This window comes from Parafrigoribacterium mesophilum (assembly GCF_039652555.1).
Classification (GTDB): Bacteria; Actinomycetota; Actinomycetes; order Actinomycetales; family Microbacteriaceae; genus Parafrigoribacterium; species Parafrigoribacterium mesophilum.
Window position 1 is genome coordinate 1 of the sequence record NZ_JBDJAF010000078.1, and the last position, 260, is coordinate 260.

1 protein-coding gene is annotated in these 260 nt (G+C 64.6%); it reads right to left on the reverse strand.

Annotation, left to right across the window (positions count from 1 at the left end; all coding sequences use genetic code 11):
* Positions 1-260: AAA family ATPase (locus ABFX56_RS16160; protein WP_346234376.1), on the reverse strand; the 260-nt coding region annotated here is incomplete at both ends.

Below are 260 nucleotides of genomic sequence, written 5' to 3' on the forward strand. Positions count from 1 at the left end.
GGGCCCTGTCGATCTCCGACAGGAAGGTTCGCAGCGGGTGAGGTCGGTCCACGTCGTCGCTTCGGTAGCTGAGCACGATCATGATCCGGCCATCGGACAGGGCGCGAAGCAAGAAACGGAGCACCGCTAGTGTGGCGCTGTCGACCCAGTGCAGGTCCTCGAAGATGGCCACAATCGGGTGCTCGCGGGCAAAATACTCCAGCAGCACCGCGATCACTTCGTGCACCGGAGCAACGCCGGGCCGCTCCGAACCGGAGTCG